Origin of the sequence: Streptomyces sp. (assembly GCF_031181555.1) — a bacterium.
Classification (GTDB): Bacteria; Actinomycetota; Actinomycetes; order Streptomycetales; family Streptomycetaceae; genus Streptomyces; species Streptomyces fimbriatus.
Genome location: NZ_JAPSKQ010000015.1, coordinates 15,266 through 33,999, shown reverse-complemented (window position 1 = coordinate 33,999; position 18,734 = coordinate 15,266). Strand labels below are relative to the sequence as shown.

The window sequence follows — 18,734 nt, the reverse complement described above, 5'->3', positions numbered from 1 at the left end:
GAGGGGAGGCCCCGGCGTACCCCCTGGGGAGTGGTGCCCGCCGTGGAACCCACCGCGAGCACCACCCCGCGGACACTCAGTCCGCGATCGGCAGGTACACGCGGTTGCCCGCCGCCGCGAACTCCTTCGACTTCTGCGCCATGCCCTCCTCGATCTCGGCCCGGCTGCCACCGTGTTCCCGGCGGATGTCCTGCGAGATCTTCATCGAGCAGAACTTCGGCCCGCACATCGAGCAGAAGTGAGCCGTCTTGGCCGGTTCGGCCGGCAGGGTCTCGTCGTGGAACTCACGTGCCGTGTCCGGGTCGAGGGCGAGGTTGAACTGGTCCTCCCACCGGAACTCGAAGCGGGCGTCCGACAGTGCGTCGTCCCACTCCTGTGCACCCGGGTGGCCCTTGGCGAGGTCGGCGGCGTGAGCGGCGATCTTGTAGGTGATGACGCCGGTCTTGACGTCGTCCCGGTTGGGCAGGCCCAGGTGTTCCTTGGGCGTGACGTAGCAGAGCATGGCCGTGCCCCACCAGGCGATCATCGCGGCGCCGATCCCGGAGGTGATGTGGTCGTACGCCGGCGCGACGTCCGTCGTCAGCGGGCCGAGCGTATAGAACGGGGCTTCATCGCAGATCTCCTGCTGAAGGTCGATGTTCTCCTTGATCTTGTGCATCGGGACATGACCCGGGCCCTCGATCATGGTCTGAACGTTGAAACGCTTCGCGATCCGGTTGAGTTCGCCGAGCGTGCGCAACTCCGCGAACTGCGCCTCGTCGTTGGCGTCCGCGATCGAACCGGGCCTGAGGCCGTCGCCGAGCGAGTAGGTGACGTCGTACGCGGCGAGGATCTCGCAGAGCTCCTCGAAGTTCTCGTACAGGAACGATTCCTTGTGGTGTGCCAGGCACCACGCGGCCATGATCGAGCCGCCGCGCGAGACGATGCCGGTCTTGCGGTTCGCGGTGAGCGGTACGTACGCGAGCCGCACGCCGGCGTGGACCGTCATGTAGTCCACACCCTGCTCGGCCTGTTCGATGACCGTGTCCTTGTAGATCTCCCAGGTCAGTTCCTCGGCCCTGCCGTCGACCTTCTCCAGGGCCTGGTAGAGCGGCACGGTGCCGATGGGGACGGGGGAGTTGCGCAGCACCCATTCCCGGGTGGTGTGGATGTTGCGGCCGGTGGAGAGGTCCATGACCGTGTCGGCGCCCCAGCGGGTCGCCCACGTCATCTTCTCCACCTCCTCCTCGATGGAGGACGTCACCGCCGAGTTGCCGATGTTGGCGTTGACCTTCACCAGGAACCGCTTGCCGATGATCATCGGCTCGGTCTCCGGGTGGTTGACGTTGGCCGGCAGCACCGCCCGGCCCGCCGCGATCTCCTCGCGGACCACCTCGGGGGAGACGTTCTCCCGGATCGCCACGAACTCCATCTCGGGCGTGATCTCACCACGGCGCGCGTACGCCAGCTGTGTGACCGCCCGGCCCTCGCGGCCCCGGCGCGGCTGACGCGGCCGGCCGGGGAAGACCGCGTCGAGGTTGCGCAGGCCACCGCGCGGCGAGGTGTGCTTGATCCCGTCGTCCTCGGGACGGACGGGACGGCCCGCGTACTCCTCCGTGTCACCGCGGGCGATGATCCAGTTCTCCCGCAGCGGGGCCAGGCCCCTGCGGACGTCGGTGTCGACGAGTGGGTCGGTGTACGGGCCCGATGTGTCGTACAGCGTGACCGACTGCCCGTTGGTGAGGTGCACCTGACGGACCGGCACCCGCAGGTCGGGGCGTGTGCCCTCGACGTACGCCTTGTGCCAGCCGATGGACTTCCCGGCCTCTCCGTCCGCCGACGTCTCCGTCGGGTTCTGCGTGGAGGCAGGCGTGCGTGCGTCCTTGTTGGTCATGAGACCTACTCCCTACGCCGGCATTACCCGGTAACAGGTTCGGCGGTCGACGCAGCGGCTTCCGTCTGTCGACGTTCCGTGTGAAACATCACTCGCACTTCGGTGATGTTTCATGTGAAACATCGTTGGGACGGAGGTCAGCGCCCTCTCAGCCCGGTGCTCCGAGCTCCCGCGTGTACAAAAGGTGACTCCACGCTAGCGTCCTTTCTGGCGCGGTGAACAGAGGGCCCCCCTCGTTCTTGCGATGATCGGTCGGTGACCTCGACGCAGCCTCCCCCGTACCCACCGCCCGAACCACCCCACGGATCCGGCGCCGGAAGCGGCGGCGGACACGGCAACGGAGGTGGCTCCGGAGGCGGACACGGCCACTCGCACGGGCACGGCCCGGCGGCCCCCGTCTCCCAGCACCTGCGCAAGGTCATCGCGGCGATCCTGATTCCGTTCGCCGCGGCGGTGCTGATCGGCCTCGCCGTGCTGTGGCCGGGCGGTGCCCCGGGGCACGAGCGCACCGGCGTCGGTTTCGACCGGCAGACGCAGCACGCCACGGTCACCGAGGTGGTGGAGGTGAGCTGCCAGTCCGTCAACGCCTCCGGAGGCGTCCCGACCGGCGACACCTCCACCGCCGAGGGCTCCTCCGCCCAGCAGCAGGCGACCGGCACCTGCAAGAAGGCGACGATCCGGGTCGACACCGGCAAGGACAAGGGCCGTACGTTCACCGAGATCGTGCAGCCTGACCAGTCCCGGCAGTTGAGCGAGCGCCAGGAGGTCATCGTCGCCTACGAGCCCTCCGCGCCGGAGGACCTGCAGTACTCGGTCACCGACGTGAACCGGCGTCTCCCCCTGGCCCTGCTCGCCGGCGTCTTCGCGCTCGCCGTCGTGGCCGTGGGGAGGCTGCGCGGTGTGATGGCGCTGGTCGCGCTGGCGATCAGTTTCATGGTGCTGAACTTCTTCATCCTGCCCGCGATCCTGCAGGGCTCGAACCCGTTGGTCGTGGCGGTGGTGGGAGCCAGCGCGATCATGCTGGTCGCGCTCTATCTGTGCCACGGGCTGTCGGCGCGTACGTCCGTGGCGGCGCTCGGCACGCTGATCTCCCTGCTGCTGATCGGCGTCCTCGGCTCGGTCTTCATCGGCTGGGCCGCACTGACCGGCAACACCGACGACAACACCGGTCTGATCCACGGGCTGTACCCGGAGATCGACATGAGCGGTCTGCTGCTGGCCGGCGTCATCATCGGTTCGCTCGGCGTCCTCGACGACGTGACGGTCACCCAGACCTCCGCGGTCTGGGAGCTGCACGAGGCCAACCCGGCGATGGGCTGGCGCGGGCTGTATCGCGCGGGCATCCGCATCGGCCGCGATCACATCGCGTCCGTGGTCAACACGCTCGTCCTCGCCTACGCGGGCGCCGCGCTGCCGCTGCTGCTGCTGTTCTCCATCGCGCAGAGCAGCGTGGGGACGGTCGCGAACAGCGAACTGGTCGCGGAGGAGATCGTGCGGACCCTGATCGGCTCGATCGGCCTGGTCGCCTCGGTGCCGGTCACCACGGCCCTGGCCGCCCTGGTGGTCTCGGCCGACCGGTCGGCGGTTCAGACACCGGCGCAGGACGCCCGGCCGGCTCCGGCACGCGGCGGGAGGGGCAGGCGCCGCAAGCGCTGACGCCGGTCGCGCCGGCCGGCCGACGTGACCGGCTCCGCCGGGGGCCGTCTCCACGGAAGCGTTCCCGCGGAGCGTGGCGGAACGCGGTGAAGCGTTCCGCCCACTGCCACCCGACTGGCGTAACGCTTCACCCGGCGCCCTGCTCCGCCAGGATCCGGTCCAGTGCGTCGTCGAGGTGGGCGTCGAAGTCGGCGAGCGCCCCCTCCTGGCCCAGCGGCACCAGCTTGTCGGTGCGGTCGAGGAAGGCCACGAGCGGTGCGGTCGACGAGCGGAACAGGGCCTGGTCACTGCCCACCTGAAGCCGGATCAGCACCTCGCCCAGCGTCTCGGGGTCGACCGGTGAGACGCGTACGTCGCCCTCGCCACACGGGCGGCCGACGCCGTCGATCAGCAACTCCCGGCCGAATGCCCAGGTCACGGGAGCGTCCCCGGGCAAGTGGAAGGTCAGCCGCACGGCGTAGGGATCGCAGGTGTCGTAGCGCAGCTCCACCGGGATGCGGAAGGACAGCTCCTCCGACACGAGAAAGCTCATCATGACCTCTGCCTGTACGGATTCGCGCATCGCCTACCCCGTCATTCGCCGCGGACTGGCCGGGCATGGACCCTGACACCTGGTGGAATCTTGCTGAACGTACACAGCAGATCACAAGGAGTGAGTTTTCAGATACTGATAGAGAGCGTCAACGACCCCACCATGCGTCCCATCTCGGCCTGCAGTCTCTGTGCCGTGGGGAGGAGCCGGTCGGCCTGGTGTGCGGGCAGGGAGACGGCCACCGCCGCGGCCGTGGTGCCGACGGTGACCGGGATCGCCGCGCAGACCGTCCCCAGGGCGTACTCCTGGCGCTCGGTCACCAGCTCCATGCGCCGTACCCGCTCCAGGCGCCTCAGGAGGCTCTGCGCGTCACGCACGGTGTAGGGCGTGACGGACCGCACGGGATAGCGGCCGAGGTGGTCGCGGCGGGCCTCCTCGTCGAGCTGGGAGAGCAGGCACTGTCCGACGGCGTGTGCGTGGCCGGTCTCGCGGAAGTCGGCCCACTCCTGTACCGCGGGGTGGACGGGGGTGTCGGAGACGGACATGACGTCGATCTCGCCCCCGCGGTACACGGCGTAGTACACGGGCACGCCGACCGCGTCCCGCCAGCGGGCCAGCATGTCGGCGACCGTGCTGCGACGTTTCTGCTCGGCTCCGCTGCCGGTCAGCCGCTCGGTCGCCTCGCCGAGGAAGAACAGCCCCTTGTCGCGGCACAGGTAGCCCTCGTGCACGAGGGTGCGCAGCAGGTGGTACGTGGTGGGAAGCGCCAACCCGGCCTCGCGGGCCAGCTGCTTGGCGGGGGCACCGTACGGGTGCCCGGCGACGGTCTCCAGCAGGCGCATGGCTCGCTGTACGGAGCCGATGAGCGTGGTGGTGGACGCCGGTGCGGGGGACGCCGACGCACGGGGCTGCGGGGGGACGGCAGCGGTCAGGTGTGCAGGGGCGGTGCCAGTCGTGGCCAAGGGTCACTCCCGAAACGCGAGGGGGCAGCCCGTGCGGGGAAACACGGGTGGGGGTCGCCGCTCGCGGGGATGGTCCCCGCGTCGAGTTCCGGACTCTAACCGGCTGTCACCGCACGCAGACGGCTCGCCGGGGAAACTTCCCCCGCCCGAGGGAACCGGTGATTCCCATTACCGCACCACCGGTCCCCCTGGGCTCACCAGTCGCTGCGAGACGAGGAACTCGACGTGAACTTCCGTACGACGTAGATCAGACCGCCGACCAGAGCCACGAACACCAGCACCTTGAAGAGGAGTCCGATCACGAAGCCGACCACGCTCATTATCAGCCCGCCGAACACGACCAGGGCGATGACCGGCACCGCGATCCACTTCACCCACCACGGCAGTCCCGCGAAGATCTCTCGCATCGCCTTGCCCCTTACCTCTCCGCCCGCCGAGTACCGGGTCGTGTCGATGGTGTCCTGCACTCGATGCTAGGGCCGGGTGCGGTCCGGCGGGGGGCTCGGATCCCTTGTCCTCCCCTGACCCGTCCCCTAGGGAACCCCGAGGCCGCGACTCAGCTCTCCGGGGGAGAGAACACCACCAGAACCCGCAGGTCCTCGCTGATGTGGTGGAACTTGTGCGCCACGCCGGCCGGTACGTACACGACGCTGCCGCGTGCCACCTGGGTGGTCTCCGTGCCGACGGTGATCGCCGCCCGGCCGCTGACGACGAAGTACACCTCGTCCTGGTGGTGCGGCTGCTGCGGGTCCTGCGCGCCCGCGTCCAGGGCGTAGAGGCCGACCGACATGTTCCGCTCCCGCAGGAACTGTAGGTACGCCCCGTCGTTGGCGGCGCGCTCCGCCTCCAGTTCATCCAGCCGGAATGCCTTCATCACCTTGTCCCGCCCCTGACTCACTGCTCGTGCCCGATCCTGTCTGCCACGATCAGACACATGAAGAATTTCCTAGTCAAGACGATCGCCAACGCGGGCGCCCTGGCGGTCGCGGTGTGGCTGCTCGACAAGATCACCCTGACCGGCGACAGCACGGGCAGGAAGATCGGCACGCTGATCCTGGTCGCGCTGATCTTCGGCCTGGTGAACTTCCTGGTCAAGCCGGTCGTGAAGCTCCTGAGTCTGCCCCTGCTCATCGTGACGCTCGGCCTGTTCACCCTCGTCGTGAACGCGTTGATGCTGCTGCTCACCTCCTGGCTCGCCGACCAGGTCGACCTGAGCTTCCATGTGGAGGGCTTCTGGACGGCCGTACTGGGCGGCCTGATCGTCTCGGTCGTCTCCTGGGCGCTCAACGTCGTCCTGCCCGACGGGGACTGAGCACGATGACCTACCGCGTCTGCTTCGTCTGCACCGGCAACATCTGCCGCTCCCCGATGGCCGAGTCCGTCTTCCGGGCACGTGTGGCCGAGGCCGGTCTGGACGGCCTGGTCGAGGTCGACAGCGCCGGCACCGGCGGCTGGCACGAGGGGGACGGCGCCGACCCCCGCACGGTGACCGTCCTCCAGGAGAACGGCTACGGCACCGTCCACACGGCCCGGCAGTTCGACCCGTCCTGGTTCGCCCGCCTCGATCTCGTCATCGCGCTCGATTCCGGCCACCTCAGGGCGCTGCGCCGCCTGGCCCCCACGGAGCGGGACGCGGACAAGGTGCGTCTGCTGCGTTCCTACGACCCCGCCGCCGGTGACGATCTCGACGTACCCGACCCCTATTACGGGGGCGCGGACGGCTTCGACGAGTGTCTTGAGATGGTGGAGGCGGCGAGCGCCGGTCTGCTCGCCGCGGTACGCGAGCAGGTGGAAGGACAAGCGGCATGAGCGATTCGACGACGGGCGCGGGCCACGGGCCGGCGCTGCCGGACGGAGCGGGTGACGGCACCCGCGCGGTGCGGGCCGGGCTGCCCGAGCCGGTCAAGCACGAGCCGACCCTGCCCGGGCCCGTGTTCGCCGCCCACTTCCACCTGCCGGGTGACCCCACCGGCCCGTATACCTACGGCCGGGACGAGAACCCGACCTGGACGCTGCTGGAGCGGGCCGTCGCCGAGCTGGAGGCGCCCGGGCAGGACGGCGTCGAGGCCCTGGTGTTCGCCTCGGGCATGGCCGCGATCTCCTCGGTGCTCTTCTCCCAGCTCCGCGCCGGGGACACCGTCGTCCTGCCGAACGACGGTTATCAGGCACTTCCCCTCGTACGCGCCCAGCTGGAGACGTACGGCATCGAGGTGCGCACCGCGCCGACGGGCGGTGACGCCCAGCTCGAGGTCCTCGACGGCGCGAAGCTGCTGTGGATCGAGACGCCGTCGAATCCCGGGCTGGACGTGTGCGACGTGCGACGGCTCGCCGAGGCGGCACACGCGCGGGGTGCCCTGGTCGCCGTCGACAACACCCTCGCGACGCCGCTCGGCCAGCGCCCGCTGGAACTCGGTGCCGACTTCGCGGTGGCCAGCGGCACCAAGCAGCTCACCGGGCACGGCGACGTCCTCCTGGGATACGTCACCGGCCGCGACGCCGAGGCCATGGCCGCCGTCCGCCGCTGGCGCAAGATCGTCGGTGCCATTCCCGGGCCCATGGAGGCCTGGCTGGCGCACCGCTCCCTCGCCACGCTCCAGCTGCGTGTCGATCGGCAGAACGCCACCGCTCTGACGCTCGCCCAGGCGCTGCGGAAGCGGCCCGAGGTGACGGGGCTCCGCTATCCGGGACTGCCGGACGATCCCTCGCACAAGACCGCCTCGCAGCAGATGCGGCGCTACGGGTGCGTGGTCTCCTTCACCCTGCCCACGCGCGCGCGTGCCGACCGTTTCCTCGATGGGCTGCGGCTGGTGGACGACGCGACGAGCTTCGGCGGCGTGCGCTCCACTGCGGAGCGGCGCGGCCGGTGGGGCGGGGACGCGGTGCCGGAGGGCTTCGTCCGCTTCTCCGTGGGCGCCGAGGACCCCGAGGACCTGGTGGCGGACGTGCTGCGCGCGCTGGACGAATCCGCTGACTGACCGCCTGTGCGGTCGGGTCGCCAGGCGCCCCGACCATCACGGTGGACGGTCCGAGCCTCCCCCCTCGTGGCTCGGACCGTCCTCGGTTCCGCGCGCGAGGAACCGCGCGAACCAGGCTAGTTGACTCAGGGTCAGTGTCCAATCACAGTAGCGACAGCGACCTATCGACTTATTTATAGTGGGGCGCGTCCGAAGCCGGCAGCGGGGCTGACAGGGGGAGGGTGTGCGGTGGATCTGGCCTTGCTGCGGACCTTCGTGACCGTGCACCGGGCCGGTTCCTTCACTCGTGCCGCCGCCTTGCTCGGCCTCTCCCAGCCGGCCGTCACCTCCCAGATACGGACGCTGGAGCGGCAACTGGGGAGACCTCTGTTCCTGCGGCAGGCCCGCGGTGTGACGCCGACGACCATCGGGGACGAGCTCGCCCACAAGGCGGCACCGCACCTCGACGCCCTCGTGGAGATCGCCGAGTCCGGTCTCGAGGACGACTCCTCCTTACGCACCCTCCATCTGGCCGGTCCCCCGGAGTTCACCGCCGAGCGGGCGTTACCCGTGCTGACGGAGCTGGCCGGCGACGACGGTCAGAGCTTCGCCCTGCGGGCCTCCTTCGGTACCGCCGAGGAAACCCTGGAAGGGCTGGCCGCCGGGCACCATGATCTGGCCATCAGCACGGTCCGGCCGCGCGGCGCCCTGCTCCTGGCAACTGCGCTCTGCGACGAGGAGCACGTCCTGGTCGCCGCTCCGCGCTGGGCCGAGCGGATCGGTCCCGGCGCACTCCGCCGCACCGGGAGGTCCGTCCTTGAGCAGGTCCCGGTGATCGAGGTCCACGAGTCGCTGCCGTTCGTCTCCCGCTACTGGGCCTCTGTGTTCGACTCCCGTCCTGTCACCCCGGGAACCGTGATCGTCCCGGATCTACGCGCCGTGCTGGCCTGCGCCGCGGCGGGCGCGGGGCTGGCGGTGCTGCCCCGCTATCTGTGCGCGGCGGCACTCGAACGGGGAGATGTGATCACTCTGCATGAACCGACGGTGCCCCCGCTGCGGACGTACTTCCTGGTGGTCCGCACCGGCACGCTGGCGATGCCGCACATCGCCCGTGCCTACGAGCGGTTGCAGCAGGCGGCCACCGGCTGGTGCTGACCCTCCGCGCGGATGTCTCACTCCGAGAGCTCGGCCGGTGACGTTTCGCGATGTTTCACGTGGAACCAGCCGGGCCACATTTCCCCCATGACCGTCCGACCCGTGGTCAAGCGCACCGCCCGTGCCGTTCTGCTGGACGGCGACGACCTGGTCCTGATCAAGCGCACCAAGCCCGGCATGGACCCCTACTGGGTCACCCCCGGCGGCGGAGTCGAGCCGGAGGATCCGACCGTCGTCGACGCCCTGCACCGAGAGGTGTACGAGGAGCTCGGCGCCAAGATCACCGATGTGGTGCCCTGCTTCGTCGACACCGTGGAGCACATCGACGAGGACGGCGGCGCCACCGGTGTGAAGGTGCAGCACTTCTTCGTATGCCGCCTGGAATCCATGGACCCGTCCCTGCGGCACGGCCCGGAGGTCGACGAGCCCACCGGTGAGTACGAGATCGTCCGCGTGCCGTTCACCCGCGTCGGCATCGCCTCGGTCCATCTCGTACCGCTCTCGCTTCGGCACTACCTGGACGGCAACATCGAGGGCGTGCGCGCGATGCACGCCCCCGACCTCGGCTGATGCCCGATCGTCACGCGACGCGCACCAGCTCGTAGGCTTCCCAGAGGTCCCTCCCCGTGTAGGAATGGGTCGCGAGACCCGTCAGATGCCGGTCCGCGTTGACCGCGACGGAGACCGGCACCGCTCCGAACAGGTCCTTGTCCGACATCGAGTCCCCGTAGGCGACGCAGTCCGCGCGTGTCACCCCGAACTCCGCACACAGCCGATCGGCGATCCGGACCTTGGCCACCGCGTTGAGCACACCTGTCGGGTCCACCGGCTCCGTGAACGGTACGGCGGGAAAACGTGACCCGTACGCCGCGTGCGCACCCCAGTCGATGAGCCGTTCCACGAAGAAGGAGGGGGACAGCGACACCACGGCGCAGTAGTCACCGTTCCGCGTGAGCTCTGCCCAGACCTCGCGGATCCGGGTCAGCCACGGGGCTGCGTCGAACGCCGCTGCCACGTGCGCCTCGGTGAGGCTCGCCCAGAGCGCGTGCACCTGTGTCGCGTACTCCGGCGGTCCGATGAGTCCCGCCGAGATCGCCCGGTCGAGGGCCACCGTCTCGGCCTCCAGTCCCAGCTGCCGCGATATTTCCACGGGCGCGGAACTGCCGTGCAGCAAGGTGCCGTCGAGATCGAAGAGATGGAGCCTCGCCATGGGCCACGAGATTAACCGGGTTTCACGTGAAACAACCCGTGTGCGAGCCCCGAGCTTGATCACATGCTCTGCCGTCGGCCGCAGCATGGCCGAAAGCGGGTCGAGCCTCCGGAAACAGGTGGACGCCGGCACCCCCGGTCGGACAGCCTGACCTGCGTGCCGACACCTTCCCTTGCCTCTCTGCCCGTCCGCCGTCTGACGCTCCGCGATCTCACCGCCTGCGCCGACTTGTCCGAGGACCGGGGGTGGCCGCGGGAGGAGCACAAGTGGGGGCTCCTCCTCTCGGCCGGAAAGGGGTACGGCATCGACGACCCCGACGGTGGTCTGGTGACCGCCTGCGTCGTCACCGAGTACGGGCCGCAGGAGCGTCCCGCCCTGGGAGCCATCGGCATGGTTCTGGTCGCCGAGCGGCATGCTCGCCAGGGCGTGGGGCGCCGGCTGATGCGCCACGTCGTCTCGTCGATGGGCACCACGCCGCTCACCCTGCACGCGACTCCCTGCGGTCGGCCTCTTTACGAGGAACTGGGCTTCAAGGTCACCGGCCGGGCGGAGATGCTGCGAGGTCACTTCGTCCCCGCGGGCGCACAGCACAAGGCCGTCACCCGTGCCGCGACCGCCGAGGACCTCCCCGCGATCCTCCGACTGGACGAGGAGGTGTTCGGGGCCGACCGCACCCACATCGTCGCCCGTCTGCCTGCCTTCGCCGACCAGTTGCGGGTCGCCGAGGAGAACGGGCGGCTCATCGGATACGCGGCCGCCTGGCCCAACATGGACACCCATGTCGTCGGCCCGCTGATCGCCCGTGACACCCCGACGGCTCAGGCGCTCCTCGCTTCCCTCGCCGCCCACACGGACCGGCCGCTGCGTACCGACATCGACGTGCGGCACGAAGAGCTGCTGGGCTGGGCGAAGGAGCACGGACTGGCGTCCGTCGCGTTCAACGCCGTCATGACGTACGGGATCACGGAGCTGCCCGGGGACTGGCGCCGCCGGTTCGCCCCGGTGACGGTCGCGGCGGGCTGACACCGTCCACCGATACGACGGCGCCGGCTCCCGACCGGCAGGCTCGGGAACCGGCGTCGTCGTGCCGAGGGGGCCCGGCGTCAGGCGAGGCCCTCCACGGCGGCCGTGGCAAAGGCGTGGTCCTGCTCCGGAGCTCCGCCACCGACGCCGATCGCGCCGATCAGCCGGCCGTCGCGTCGGACGGGCACGCCCCCGGCGATGAACAGCAACGGCCGGTCGAGTGCCGTGGGCAGGGTGTGGAAGAGGCCTCCGGGCTGCACGGCCTCCACGAGGTCGGCGGTGGGCGCGTTCAGCTGGAGAGCGGTGTACGCCTTGCGGGTGCTGGTCTCGCCGGAGATCAGCACGGCGCGGTCGTCCCTCCGGAACGCGAGCGGATGCCCGCCGGCGTCGAGGACGGTGACGCTGACCGTGACACCGGCGGCCTCTGCGGCCTGGTGTGCGGCGGTGATGAGGGCTTCGGCGTCCGCGATGGTGAGCGGGGCAACGGCGGTGGTGGTGCTCATGAAGAGGTGCTCCTCGACGTACGGGTGATGCCGGTTGTTCGGTGGAGGGGGAGCGGGCGGATGCGGGGACGGCTCTGGCCCCGCACCGGACGGCCCCGCGGGTCAGTGGGAGACGGTGGTCCGCTGCTCGGCGGGGACCGGGCCGGCGAGCACGGTGCCGGTGCCCTTGTCGCGGCGTTCGAGGGCGGCCGAGACGAAGGCCAGCACCAGGGCACCGGCGGCGAGGACGGCGCCGACCCAGTTGGGTGCGGTGTAACCGAGACCCGCGGCGATCACGAGACCGCCGAGCCAGGCGGACAGCGCGTTGCCGAGGTTGAAGGCGCCGATGTTCACGGCCGAGGCCAGGGTGGGGGCACCGTGCGCCTGATCGAGGACGCGCTTCTGCAGCGGCGGGACCGTGGCGAAGCCCAGGGCGCCGATCAGGGTGATGGTGACAGCCGCGACGATCTTGTTGTGCGCGGTCAGGGTGAAGAGCGCGAGGACGACGGCAAGGGCGCCCAGCGACACGTACAGCATCGGCATCAGGGCACGGTCGGCGTACCTGCCGCCGATGAGGTTGCCGCCGACCATGCCGAGGCCGAAGAGGACCAGCAGCCAGGTGACGGAGCCGTCGGCGAAGCCGGCGACATGGGTCATCATCGGCGCGATGTAGGTGATGGCCGCGAAGACGCCGCCGAAACCGAGGACGGTCATCGCCATGGCGAGCAGGACCTGGACGTTCTTGAAGGCGGCCAGCTCGTGGCGCAGCCGCACTCCCTCGGGCTTGGGCATGTCGGGCACGAGCCGGGCGATGCCGGCCAGGCCGACGAGGCCGAGGGCGGCGACGATGCCGAAGGTGACGCGCCAGCCGATGGACTGGCCGACGAGCGTGCCCAGCGGGACGCCGACGACGTTGGCGACGGTCAGCCCGGTGAACATCATGGCGATGGCTCCGGCCTTCTTGTCCGGAGCGACCAGATCGGCCGCGACCACCGAGCCGATGCCGAAGAAGGCACCGTGGGCCAGTGAGGCGACCACCCGCCCGATCAGCATGACACCGAAGACCGGGGCCAGCGCCGAGAGCAGGTTCCCGGCGATGAACAGGCCCATGAGCAGCATCAGCATGCGCTTGCGGGAGACCTTGGTGCCGAGCACGGTCATCAGCGGCGCGCCGAACACGACGCCCAGTGCGTAGCCGGTCACCAGGTATCCGGCTGTGGGGATGGAGACACCGAAGTCACCCGCGACCTCGGGCAGCAAGCCCATGATCACGAACTCCGTCGTTCCGATCCCGAAGGCCCCGATCGCGAGGGCCAGAAGCGCGAGAGGCATGGGGGTTGACCTTCCAGGTGATTGCAGGAGCGCTTTAGCTGTCCTCACAATAGTTGCATACGCGGGCTACTTGCAAGCGCCGTATATTGCGGCCTTGCTCTACTCTGGTGTCAGCAGCTCCTGGACGGAGGAAACGCCCATGACAGCCACGGACCCCGCGCTCACCGCCCTCGCCCAGGGCTGGTGCGCCCTCTCCCTGCTGCACGGAAGGATCGAGGCCCACATCGAGCGCGCCCTCCAGGCCCGGCACGATCTGAGCGTGCGGGAGTACTCCCTGCTCGACGTGCTGAGCCGGCAGCACGACGGCGACGGGGGCCATCTGCAGATGAAGCAGGTCGCCGACGCGGTCGTGCTCAGCCAGAGCGCCACCACCCGACTGGTCACGCGGCTCGAGGACCGCGGCCTGCTGGAGCGCTATCTGTGCCCCACCGACCGGCGCGGCATCTACACCAACGTGACGGAGACCGGCCTCAAGCTCCTGGAGGAGGCACGGCCGACCAATGACACCGCCCTGCGCGAGGCCCTCGACGAGGCGGCGAAGAACCCCGAACTGGCACCGTTGGTGCGGGCGGTGGAAACGCTGAAGGCATCGGTACCGGCCTAGGTCCTGCCCGGCGGACCATGCCGGACGGGACCTGGCGGCCGCGCCGGAATCGAGGTCGCCCGTCCCGGCCGTGCCTGCATAGGGTGCCCGGCATGGGAGATCTTGAGATACGCGCAGCGGTGGCCGCCGACGTCCCCGCGATCGTCGGCATGCTCGCGGACGACCCGTTGGGCGCGCAGCGCGAGTCGCCGGACGACCTCGGTCCGTACCTGGCCGCGCTGGAGCGACTCAGCGCGGATCCGAACCAGAACCTGGTCGTTGCCGTCCGCGGAGGCCGTGTCGTCGGCACGCTCCAGCTCACGATCGTTCCCGGGCTGTCCCGCCGCGGTGCCACCAGGTCGATCATCGAGGGGGTCCGCGTCCACGCCGACGAGCGCGGCAGCGGCCTGGGGACCCGGCTCATCGAGTGGGCGATCGACACCTCCCGTCACCACGGTTGTCACTTGGTCCAGCTGACCTCCGACAACACCCGCACCGATGCCCACCGCTTCTATGAGCGACTCGGTTTCACGGCCTCACACGTGGGCTTCAAGCTTCACCTGTGACAGATGCGCCAAAGGCCCTGTTTCACGTGAAACAGGGCCCCTCGCAGGCCCCGGGGACCGAGGTCTATCCGATCCCCCGCCACCCGTCCGGATCCACTCCGCCCGGAACAGAGGCTCCTTCGTCATACGGCTGACGCGTGAACACGAACGACCCGAGGTCGAGGTGGCTCACCGATCCGTCCGGCCGCCGTACGGGCTTCAGGAGCTCTCCGGCGTAGTAGCCCTCCAGCCCCGTCCAGGTACCGTCTCCGTTCGAGCGGAAGCGCGAACGCCGGCCGATGCCGGACAACGGCTCCAGCGAGACAACACCGTCGGCCGACCACCGCAGCGCGAAGGCCTGGGTCCCCCAGTACCACTGCCCCACCAGCTCCAGTACCGCCGGTTCGGCCTCCTTCAGCGGCCGCCAGGGAGCGGGGATGCGCGGTTCCGCCTCCGCTACGATCCGGACGAGATCTGCGGCGACCGTGAACGGCGATGGCCCCGAGGTGCAGTTGGCCAGGACCACCGCGGCGACGTCGTCCGCCACGCTGATCACCAGGCAGGCGAGAAAGCCCGGCAGTGACCCGGTGTGCCCGACGAGAGTCCGCCCTTCGTGGTGACGGATCTCCATGCCCAGGCAGTACGCGTAGCCGCTCGCCACGTCCGCGGTCTCGGCCGGCGCCGCCGGTGTCCTCATCTCCCGCAACGACTCGGCACTCAGCACCCGTTCGTCACCGTTGACCAGAAAGGCCGCGAAGCGCGCCAAGTCATCGGTGGTGGACCACAGTTGTCCGGCGGACGCCATCCGCCCGAGATCCTCCACGGGCTCGGGCAGCATCACGTCGGCCCACGGATGCACCGCCCAGCCCTCCGCGTGCGGCGCCTCGGGGCGCATGCTCGTGCGACGCAGGCCCAGGGGTTCGAGCACTTCGTGCCGAAGCACCTCCTCCCACGGTGCGCCGCGCAACTCCTCGACCAGCGCGCCGAGCAACGCGTATCCGGGGTTCGAGTAGTGGAACCGCCGGCCCACGGGGTGCACGAGGGGCCGCTCGCCCAGCACGTCGGCGAGGTCGGGCCGCAGGGCGCCGGGCGTCCGCTCCCACCAGGGGCCGGGCGTCTCGGCGGCCAGCCCACCGCTGTGCGCGAGCAGTTCGGCGAGGGTCGCCTCACCCACGCCCGTGCCCGGCAGGTACTTCTCCACGGGGTCGCCGAGGTCGAGCACCCCCTCGTCACGGAGCCGGAGAACCAGAACAGCGGTGAAGGTCTTGGTGATCGAGCCGATCCGGTACTGGACGTTCCCGTCCGGGGCGTGCCCCTCCACCGATGTCCGTGCCCCCGTCCACACGCTCTCCCCGCCCCGCACCACGGTCGCGACGAGCGACGGCGCACGTCCTTCCGCCTGGGCGACAGCGATCCGGTGCAGCAGCGCGCGACGCGTCCCTGGCAGCAGTTCTTCCTGAGGTGTCGTCATTCCCTCAGTTCATCAGGAACGCCGGCTCCCCTGGCGTTTCCCGCGCACGGCCGGCTGTGCGGCCGGACCTGTACCTGCCCTCCGGCAGCGACGCGGTCCCCGGCGCCCTCCCCCCGGGGATACGGATTCGCCTGCAGACCGGGACGGTGCCGAGTGGCTGCAGGGTCTCGCCGCTCGTGACATGTCGATCTTGCGTGACCTGGGCCGTCTTGGCTGTCTCACGGCCTTGTCACCCATGATCAGTCTCAAATCCGTGGCATTTCCTCGCGAGGGCGAGGTCGAGATCAGGCGGCTTGCCCGAGTCGGCCGGGTACACCACGCTGAGCCTCGAGCACGAGGACTACCGGCGAGCCCCGATCGCGCACCGATGCGTTTCCCGCGCCGCGCTGGTCCATACGCCGGACACCCACGGACGGAAGGCTGGGCCATGCGGAAACTGATCTACGGCATGAACCTGACCCTGGACGGCTACATCGCCGCGGCCGGCGACGACATCGGCTGGAGCGGACCGCCGAGCCACGAGCTGTTCCAGTGGTGGCTCGACCACGAGCAGGCGAGTGGCCTGTCGCTGTACGGGCGCAAGCTATGGGAGACGATGAGCTCCTACTGGCCGACCGGCGACCAGCAGCCCAACGCCACCCCGGCGGAGATCGAGTTCGCGCGGAACTGGCGGGACACGCCGAAGGTGGTGTTCTCCTCGACGATCGACCAGGTCGACTGGAACACCCGCCTGGTCACCGGCGACGCGATCGCCGAGATCACCCGGCTCAAGGCCGAGGACGGCGGCCCGATGAACATCGGCGGCGCAACGCTCGCCGGGGCGGCCATGCGCGCCGGGCTGATCGACGAGTACGTGATCGCCGCCCATCCGGTCCTGGTGGGCGGCGGCACGCCGTTCTTCACCGCGCTGGACAGCTGGATGAACCTGAACCTGGTGGAGACGCGGACGTTTCCCGGCGGCGTGGTCCTGACCAGGTACGAGACGAGGCGCTGAGCAGCTTCCCGCTGTCTCACGGCTTGGATGGGGGTTTCCTCTCACCGTCGCGGTGATCTCCCCCACCGCACATCCCCAAGCCCACGAGCGATGCCCCGTGGGCCCACGGTGCCATCGGGCTTCTACCAGGGCACCAGCATCAGAGCCCAATCGCCCCTACGAGTAGGCGGTTTGACCTGCCAGTCTCAGATTCGTGCCAGATATGCCGTCGCCTGGCCATCGCTCGTGAGATTTGGCCACGAAATCTGAGACCCTGCAGGGGCACCGGTCAGGTCTGCGCCATGTCCACGAAGCGCGAGTAGTGGCCCTGGAAGGCGACCGTGATCGTCGCGGTCGGACCGTTTCGGTGCTTGGCCACGATGAGGTCGGCCTCACCCGCGCGCGGGGACTCCTTCTCGTAGGCGTCCTCGCGGTGCAGCAGGATGACCATGTCGGCGTCCTGCTCGATGGAACCCGACTCACGCAGGTCGGAGACCATCGGCTTCTTGTCGGTGCGCTGCTCGGGGCCACGGTTGAGCTGGGAGAGCGCGATGACCGGGATCTCCAGCTCCTTGGCGAGCAGCTTGAGGTTACGGGACATGTCCGAGACCTCCTGCTGACGGCTCTCGGCGCGCTTGGAGCCGCCGGACTGCATCAGCTGGAGGTAGTCGATGACGACCAGCTTCAGGTCGTTGCGCTGCTTCAGACGGCGGCACTTGGCACGGATCTCCATCATCGACAGGTTCGGGGAGTCGTCGATGTAGAGCGGCGCCGCGGAGACGTCCGGCATCCGGCGGGCCAGACGCGTCCAGTCCTCGTCGGTCATCGTGCCGGACCGCATGTGGTGCAGGGCGACCCTGGCCTCGGCGGACAGCAGGCGCATCGCGATCTCGTTGCGCCCCATCTCGAGCGAGAAGATGACGCTCGGCAGGTTGTGCTTGATCGACGCGGCCCGCGCGAAGTCCAGCGCGAGCGTCGACTTGCCCATCGCGGGACGCGCGGCGATGACGATCATCTGTCCCGGGTGCAGGCCGTTGGTCAGCGAGTCGAAGTCGGTGAACCCGGTCGGCACACCGGTCATCTCACCGCTGCGCGATCCGATCGCCTCGATCTCGTCGAGCGCGCCCTCCATGATGTCGCCGAGCGGCAGGTAGTCCTCACTGGTGCGCTGCTCGGTGACCGCGTAGATCTCGGCCTGGGCCCGATTGACGATCTCGTCGACGTCGTCGTCGGCCGCGTATCCCATCTGCGTGATGCGCGTACCGGCCTCGACCAGGCGGCGCAGCACGGCGCGCTCGTGCACGATCTCCGCGTAGTACGCCGCGTTGGCCGCCGTGGGCACCGTCTGGACGAGGGTGTGCAGATAGGAGGCCCCGCCGACCTTGTTGATCTCGCCGCGCTTGGTCAGCTCCGAGGCGATCGTGATGGGGTCGGCCGGCTCGCCCTTGGCGTAGACGTCGAGGATGGCCGTGTAGATGGTCTCGTGGGCCGGCTTGTAGAAGTCGTGGCCCTTGAGGATCTCGACGACGTCGGCGATGGCGTCCTTGGACAGCAGCATGCCGCCCAGGACGGACTGCTCGGCCTCGATGTCCTGCGGCGGCACCCGTTCGAACGCGGAGCCTCCGCCGTCCCACACGCCGTTGTCCCGACCGCGGTCGTGCTGCTCGTCGCGGCCACGGCCACCGTCGTCGCGGCGGCGGGAGGCGGGCAGACGATCACTGGGACCGCTGTCGGCCCACGGATCGTCCAAGGGCTCGGAAATGCTCACCGAGCCACCTCCTCCCGTCCGCCGAGCGGACCTCGCCGTGCCTCTCTGTTCTACGGCACGGCACTGACAGATAAGAGGCCCAGCTCCGGTTGCCGAGCGCCAGTTTTGTGGCGTTTGTGAAACCTGCGGACGGAGCGAGCGCCGGACCACCGTAGGCCCGTCGACAGCGTCAGCCAATCTGGTTATCCACAGGCCATGTGGACGACCGCCCCAAT

Annotated in this window: 20 protein-coding genes and 1 riboswitch; of the genes, 10 read left to right on the top strand and 10 right to left on the bottom strand. The window is 69.6% G+C overall.

The window, feature by feature from the left end; genetic code table 11:
• Window positions 1-76: 76 nt before the first annotated feature.
• Window positions 77-1,873, bottom strand: coding sequence for a phosphomethylpyrimidine synthase ThiC (thiC, locus tag RIM90_RS05650; RefSeq protein ID WP_309059439.1), 1,797 nt, complete (start codon window positions 1,871-1,873; stop codon window positions 77-79).
• Window positions 1,866-2,056, bottom strand: a riboswitch (TPP riboswitch). (Overlaps the previous gene by 8 nt.)
• A 72-nt stretch (window positions 2,057-2,128) precedes the next feature.
• On the opposite strand from thiC, the gene RIM90_RS05645 reads away from it, so the two are divergent.
• Window positions 2,129-3,529 (top strand): YibE/F family protein, encoded by a 1,401-nt coding sequence (locus RIM90_RS05645; RefSeq protein WP_309059438.1) that lies wholly within the window; start codon window positions 2,129-2,131, stop codon window positions 3,527-3,529.
• 127 nt (window positions 3,530-3,656) lie between these two features.
• Here RIM90_RS05645 and RIM90_RS05640 read toward each other — a convergent pair whose 3' ends face one another.
• The 4 genes from RIM90_RS05640 to RIM90_RS05625 all read right to left on the bottom strand — a co-directional run bounded on the left by RIM90_RS05640 (window position 3,657) and on the right by RIM90_RS05625 (window position 5,897).
• Window positions 3,657-4,091, bottom strand: coding sequence for an SsgA family sporulation/cell division regulator (locus RIM90_RS05640; protein WP_159534586.1), 435 nt, complete (start codon window positions 4,089-4,091; stop codon window positions 3,657-3,659).
• A gap of 98 nt (window positions 4,092-4,189) precedes the next feature.
• Window positions 4,190-4,924, bottom strand: a complete 735-nt coding sequence (locus RIM90_RS05635) for an IclR family transcriptional regulator C-terminal domain-containing protein (protein ID WP_309059460.1) — start codon at window positions 4,922-4,924, stop codon at window positions 4,190-4,192.
• Between the two features lie 293 nt (window positions 4,925-5,217).
• The gene (locus tag RIM90_RS05630) at window positions 5,218-5,430 is read right to left on the bottom strand and encodes a DUF5326 family protein (protein ID WP_309059437.1); all 213 of its coding nucleotides are present in this window, start codon (window positions 5,428-5,430) and stop codon (window positions 5,218-5,220) included.
• Between the two features lie 149 nt (window positions 5,431-5,579).
• On the bottom strand, window positions 5,580-5,897 hold the full coding sequence (locus tag RIM90_RS05625) for a cupin domain-containing protein (protein ID WP_309059436.1): 318 nt from the start codon (window positions 5,895-5,897) through the stop codon (window positions 5,580-5,582).
• 60 nt (window positions 5,898-5,957) lie between these two features.
• On the opposite strand from RIM90_RS05625, the gene RIM90_RS05620 reads away from it, so the two are divergent.
• From RIM90_RS05620 to RIM90_RS05600, 5 genes are all read left to right on the top strand, one after another.
• Window positions 5,958-6,335 carry a phage holin family protein gene (locus RIM90_RS05620; protein ID WP_309059435.1) on the top strand — a complete coding sequence of 126 codons (378 nt, stop codon included), beginning with the start codon at window positions 5,958-5,960 and terminating at the stop codon, window positions 6,333-6,335.
• Between the two features lie 5 nt (window positions 6,336-6,340).
• Window positions 6,341-6,832: a low molecular weight protein-tyrosine-phosphatase gene (locus RIM90_RS05615; RefSeq protein WP_309059434.1), complete on the top strand. Its 492-nt coding sequence runs from the start codon at window positions 6,341-6,343 to the stop codon at window positions 6,830-6,832.
• Window positions 6,829-7,998 (top strand): cystathionine gamma-lyase, encoded by a 1,170-nt coding sequence (locus tag RIM90_RS05610; protein ID WP_309059433.1) that lies wholly within the window; start codon window positions 6,829-6,831, stop codon window positions 7,996-7,998. The genes RIM90_RS05615 and RIM90_RS05610 overlap by 4 nt, the downstream gene beginning before the upstream one ends.
• Window positions 7,999-8,226: 228 nt before the next feature.
• Complete coding sequence (locus tag RIM90_RS05605; RefSeq protein WP_309059432.1) at window positions 8,227-9,132, top strand: LysR family transcriptional regulator; 906 nt, start codon at window positions 8,227-8,229, stop codon at window positions 9,130-9,132.
• Between the two features lie 87 nt (window positions 9,133-9,219).
• Window positions 9,220-9,702, top strand: a complete 483-nt coding sequence (locus tag RIM90_RS05600) for an NUDIX hydrolase (protein WP_309059431.1) — start codon at window positions 9,220-9,222, stop codon at window positions 9,700-9,702.
• A 10-nt stretch (window positions 9,703-9,712) separates the two neighbouring features.
• Here the strand turns inward: RIM90_RS05600 and RIM90_RS05595 are convergent, their stop codons facing one another.
• Complete coding sequence (locus RIM90_RS05595) at window positions 9,713-10,342, bottom strand: haloacid dehalogenase-like hydrolase (RefSeq protein ID WP_309059430.1); 630 nt, start codon at window positions 10,340-10,342, stop codon at window positions 9,713-9,715.
• Window positions 10,343-10,498: 156 nt separating this feature from the next.
• On the opposite strand from RIM90_RS05595, the gene RIM90_RS05590 reads away from it, so the two are divergent.
• On the top strand, window positions 10,499-11,365 hold the full coding sequence (locus tag RIM90_RS05590; protein WP_309059429.1) for a GNAT family N-acetyltransferase: 867 nt from the start codon (window positions 10,499-10,501) through the stop codon (window positions 11,363-11,365).
• An 80-nt stretch (window positions 11,366-11,445) separates the two neighbouring features.
• On the opposite strand, the gene RIM90_RS05585 is transcribed toward RIM90_RS05590, so the two are convergent.
• Window positions 11,446-11,868 (bottom strand): heme-binding protein, encoded by a 423-nt coding sequence (locus tag RIM90_RS05585; RefSeq protein ID WP_309059428.1) that lies wholly within the window; start codon window positions 11,866-11,868, stop codon window positions 11,446-11,448.
• A 102-nt stretch (window positions 11,869-11,970) separates the two neighbouring features.
• Window positions 11,971-13,179, bottom strand: coding sequence for an MFS transporter (locus tag RIM90_RS05580; RefSeq protein ID WP_309059427.1), 1,209 nt, complete (start codon window positions 13,177-13,179; stop codon window positions 11,971-11,973).
• Window positions 13,180-13,318: 139 nt separating this feature from the next.
• On the opposite strand from RIM90_RS05580, the gene RIM90_RS05575 reads away from it, so the two are divergent.
• Together RIM90_RS05575 and RIM90_RS05570 are read left to right on the top strand one after the other, a co-directional pair.
• Window positions 13,319-13,783 (top strand): MarR family transcriptional regulator, encoded by a 465-nt coding sequence (locus RIM90_RS05575; protein ID WP_309059426.1) that lies wholly within the window; start codon window positions 13,319-13,321, stop codon window positions 13,781-13,783.
• Window positions 13,784-13,875: 92 nt separating this feature from the next.
• Entirely contained in the window at window positions 13,876-14,328 is a 453-nt protein-coding gene (locus RIM90_RS05570) for a GNAT family N-acetyltransferase (protein ID WP_309059425.1), read from the top strand.
• Window positions 14,329-14,392: 64 nt separating this feature from the next.
• On the opposite strand, the gene RIM90_RS05565 is transcribed toward RIM90_RS05570, so the two are convergent.
• Complete coding sequence (locus RIM90_RS05565; RefSeq protein ID WP_309059424.1) at window positions 14,393-15,778, bottom strand: serine hydrolase domain-containing protein; 1,386 nt, start codon at window positions 15,776-15,778, stop codon at window positions 14,393-14,395.
• 427 nt (window positions 15,779-16,205) lie between these two features.
• On the opposite strand from RIM90_RS05565, the gene RIM90_RS05560 reads away from it, so the two are divergent.
• Window positions 16,206-16,772 (top strand): dihydrofolate reductase family protein, encoded by a 567-nt coding sequence (locus RIM90_RS05560; RefSeq protein ID WP_309059423.1) that lies wholly within the window; start codon window positions 16,206-16,208, stop codon window positions 16,770-16,772.
• A 268-nt stretch (window positions 16,773-17,040) separates the two neighbouring features.
• Here RIM90_RS05560 and dnaB read toward each other — a convergent pair whose 3' ends face one another.
• Entirely contained in the window at window positions 17,041-18,519 is a 1,479-nt protein-coding gene (dnaB, locus tag RIM90_RS05555) for a replicative DNA helicase (RefSeq protein ID WP_309059422.1), read from the bottom strand.
• Between the last annotated feature and the right edge of the window lie 215 nt (window positions 18,520-18,734).